Origin of the sequence: Chamaesiphon sp. VAR_69_metabat_338 (genome assembly GCF_031423935.1) — a bacterium.
Lineage (GTDB): Bacteria > Cyanobacteriota > Cyanobacteriia > Cyanobacteriales > Chamaesiphonaceae > Chamaesiphon.
In genome coordinates, this window is record NZ_JANPGM010000509.1 from 1 (window position 1) to 4274 (window position 4274).

Genomic DNA, 4274 nt, shown 5'->3' on the forward strand with positions numbered 1-4274 from the left:
GCTAATTGAGCGCGTTCGTCAAAGGTAGTCTGACGAGCGAGGGAAAAGATCTCGATCGGCACCCCGACCCAGTAAAGTCCGCGTCCCAACCAATAGGGAAAAGTAGCGGGCAAAAACCGCACCAGCAAAATGCCCAACCCCGTCCAAAACATTAGGGGCGTATAAGCTTGAACGAGACGATCGAGCATGAATTGTTAATCGAGCAATTGTTACTGGCGAATCATTTCTAGTTTTTTGAGTGTCGTAGTTCGCGAGATCGCTGCCCGATCGGCAAACTCCCAACTCCCAACTATTTAACTACACCCATATTCGTGATATACCAACCATCTTTTTGGCGAACGAGATTGTATTCGACCAAAAGTTGCTTTGAATAAGAACGCTCTGGATTCAATCGTTCCCCTTCATAATATTGGGCGTCTTCTTCTACTTTGGCTTCGATCCTAGCTGTAGTTGCTTGGGGACTGGCGCGATCGATCGAAACAATGCCAATATGCTGGTGCTGGTATTGCCAATGGATGCCATTAGTTTTGGCCTCTTGGGCGCGCTCTGTCGCGCTGGACAAAGCAGGTTCGACCAGAATATCTTTCAATTGCTCGACGCGATACTGGGGACTCATGGAGCTAGTCTTGGCACTGAGCCATTTTTTGACAATTGCGGTGGCGACATCGGCACTTAGGACTGCTGCTGTGACCGGATTAGACTTGAGCGTCTTGACTTCCTTCGGGATGGGGGCGGTACTAGCGGTAACGCGGGGACTGGGGGTTGCCGTTAAGGTGGGTGAGGGCTGTTTGAAGATGCTGCCGATCGCGGTATTTACCAGCCAAATCGTCCCGCACAAACAGGTGACGCCACCCGCGCCAACTAACAAAATCCGAGGGATGTTCGGCGATTGGCGCGGGCGGCGCGGGCGGACGATCGTACTAGAGCCGGATGGACGTGCGGCCAACTGTCCGGACTTATTGGCCGTCACCAATTGACTGTTGGGATCCAGTGATAGTGAGGATGGGACTTGAAGGTAGGTTTCCTCAAATTGACCGTCGATCGTCCGGGCTGTGGGGGCGGAGCGGCGGCGTTGACGTTCGCGATCCAACGGGATGACATTGGGATCGTCGCGCTCCTCTGTTGGCAGTGGGGTGGGTGCAGGGGGCGCAAGCTGTTCGACGCGGACTGCGGGGGTAATACCCTCAGCACCCAGTCGGTCTGTCGGTGACTGCCATGCGGGTGTCAAGCTACTATTGCGACGGGTACTCGCTTTGGCTAGTAGTGCTCGATCGGACTCGGCAGCTTGAAAGTCTGCTGGCGATGAGTTGAACGAGCCAGAGAGATCGCCAGATGGCGGGACATCGATCACCTGGGGTGAAGATTTTTCCCAACTAGTGGCCGGATTATCCTGCGCTGGCATTCGATCGGCAAAATCTTGGACGTCGCGATCGCTAAAATAAGCATTGAGGGAGGGATCGCTCGTTACCAAGTCTCGAAAACAGGGAAAAGCTTCATCCTTGAGCCAAGTTTCGATATACCAACATAAGCCGCGCAGCAAATTGGGCAAGCCTTGAGATTGTTGGCGGATTGCAATGAGAGAGCCGGATTCGGGCGCGCAGGCGAGCAGCCGCTCGGCTTCTTCGGTTTGCCCCAACAGAATCGCGCAAATCGCTTGTTCGATCGAGCACTCCATCCGTTGACTGAGCCGATACTGCAAGATTTGTTGAGCAGTGTAGATCAGTTGGGGGTTGCGATAGGCAAAGCCTTGGGCAATCAGCGCGTGGACGTGTAAATACGTACAAGCCAATTGCATGACATTGAGCGATTTCGTGCCCAATTGATGGGAATCTCTCGCCAATTGACTGAACAAATTCCGTTGTTCGGCGGCGGTGAGGTGGGGTAAGGTTTCGTGAATGAAGGGAATCGTACTCTCGCTATTGAGGGCAAAGCGTTCTTGGCACTTGACTTCATTGGTACAAGCACTTTCCAATAATTCTTCGAGAAACTGAATCCCCCGCCGCCGTTGTTCGTGGCGATCGAGTGGTAACGAGACTAAAGAGGAGATTCGATAAGGCTGCAACCGATCCAACCGGCGATCGATTTCGCCTTGAATCTGCGGAAATAAATCTTCTTGAACGAGAATCTTTTTGGCTGTTTCATAATGGATCGTGGCTTCTTCATAGCAACTATCGCGCCATTCGCGTTCGCCGAGTTCCCAGAATGAAGACACCATCGCTAGCACTATGTCTGGCTTGAGCGGGATAATATGAGTGCCATTGTGCGTGTGTTTGACATTGGCCAAGCGGATCGGTGCATTACGATTGTTTTGGGCGGCGATTTCTCCACTGACTAGCGGTGCGGGGTGGAGGCTGCCGCTGTTGCTACTGCGCCCGTTATTGCCCAGATAGGGCATACAAATACTATTGATTTCTTCGTACTCGCCCAATTCAAATAAGATCAGCAAACTACCCAAAAAATGTTCGGGGGCGATATCTAGTTCGCGACGGCGATAAAAAGGTGAAGGAGCGACATTACCCCCGGTACCTGTATTTTCCAGTTCGGCCTCGTTGGGGGCAGTCTGAGTGGCATTATAAATCGACCGTTGCTGGGGGTCGCTCAGTACCTCGTAGGCTACTGTAATCAGTCGTTTGCGAGATTCGATCGCAGCATCCGAATATTCTTGCTGCGGTAATTGGAGCAAGCGATCGCGATATGCTTGCTCTAGCTCCGAGAGATCGTTCTCTGGGACGCCAAGAATCTGATAATAGTCAAGCGGGATTCGCACAGTTTACCTAATACACCATGAACGACACAGTTATCCAGTTATCAGCTATTGAGTAGATCGACTCGATATTTAGTAATGACAAAGTCCGCGCGGCTGGTTCGAGTAGATCTTTTACTCGCACAACAAAGCAGACATGCGTATTTTAAAAAACTTACGAACAAACATAACATAACATCCCAGTTTTAGGAATAGCGGCTCGATCTGCAACTATTTGGCTCATTGACGATCGGTGGCCTGACTACAGCTCGAATCGACAGGATGACTTTAATGGCTGTAAATTTATGTCCGGCACTCTCCTCAAATTGTGAAGTCCAGTCTTGCCCAACTCCCCACTCCTACACCGAAATTGAAATCGATCGGCCAGAGGGCTAGTCACTACACCCCAAATAGGCGACAATATCGATCGCACACAAGTGGATAAAACAAACTAATGGTTCAAGAGAGAACTCTACCCGCATTTGAGCCAAAGTCGGGAGAAATCACCAAAGCAGAAGGCTTGATGTTATACCGTGACACGATCCTCGGTCGCTTCTTTGAAGACAAATGTGCGGAGATGTACTATCGGGGCAAAATGTTTGGTTTTGTCCATCTGTATAACGGTCAAGAGGCCGTATCTTCTGGCGTGATCAAAGCGATGCGTCCCGGACAGGACTATGTTTCGAGTACTTATCGCGACCACGTTCACGCCCTGAGTGCGGGCGTCCCCGCGCGCGAAGTGATGGCGGAACTATTTGGCAAAGAAACTGGCTGTAGCAAAGGGCGCGGCGGTTCGATGCACATGTTTTCTAAGGAGCATCGGTTGTTGGGCGGTTATGCGTTTGTTGCCGAAGGGATTCCCGTCGCGACAGGGGCGGCATTTGCTAGCAAATATCGTCGCGAAGCTTTGGGCGATGCGAGTTCCGATCTGGTTTCGGCGTGTTTCTTCGGCGATGGTGCTGCCAACAACGGTCAATTCTTTGAATGTCTGAATATGGCGGCATTGTGGAAATTGCCGATGTTGTATGTCGTCGAAAATAATAAGTGGGCGATCGGTATGTCTCACGAACGGGCGACTTCGGTGCCCGAAATCTATACCAAGGGCGCGGCGTTTGGGATGCACGGCGTCCAAGTCGATGGCATGGATGTCTTGGCAGTCTATAGTGTCGCTAAAGAAGCGGTAGCGCGGGCGCGAGCTGGAGAAGGGCCAACCTTAATCGAAGCTCTAACCTATCGTTTTCGCGGCCACTCCTTGGCCGATCCCGACGAACTCCGACCCCAAGCCGAGAAGGATTTCTGGTTCGCGCGCGACCCGATTAAAAAATTGGCTGCCTATTTAGTCAAGGAAGGTTTGGTGACTGAGGCGGAATTAGCCGCTCTCGATCGCGAAATTCAGGATCTAGTTGACGATGCAGTCGAGTTTGCCGAAAATAGCCCCGAACCAGATCCCAGCGAACTCCGTCGCTATATCTTTGCTGAAGATTAGTGGCTGAGGACAGCGATGCAGCACCCGCCGCCGAGATTTCGCTCG

Annotated in this window: 2 protein-coding genes and 1 pseudogene; 1 reads left to right on the plus strand and 2 read right to left on the minus strand. The window is 51.7% G+C overall.

The window, feature by feature from the left end; all coding sequences use genetic code 11:
* Window positions 1-188 (minus strand): annotated as a pseudogene (locus RMO84_RS14160) (AEC family transporter); the annotation flags it as partial.
* Window positions 189-289: 101 nt separating this feature from the next.
* A complete protein-coding gene (locus tag RMO84_RS14165; RefSeq protein ID WP_310489096.1) occupies window positions 290-2767 on the minus strand; it encodes an IMS domain-containing protein in 2478 nt (825 codons plus the stop codon).
* A 430-nt stretch (window positions 2768-3197) separates the two neighbouring features.
* Between RMO84_RS14165 and pdhA the strand changes: the two genes are divergently transcribed.
* A complete protein-coding gene (pdhA, locus tag RMO84_RS14170) occupies window positions 3198-4229 on the plus strand; it encodes a pyruvate dehydrogenase (acetyl-transferring) E1 component subunit alpha (RefSeq protein ID WP_310489097.1) in 1032 nt (343 codons plus the stop codon).
* Window positions 4230-4274: the final 45 nt, after the last annotated feature.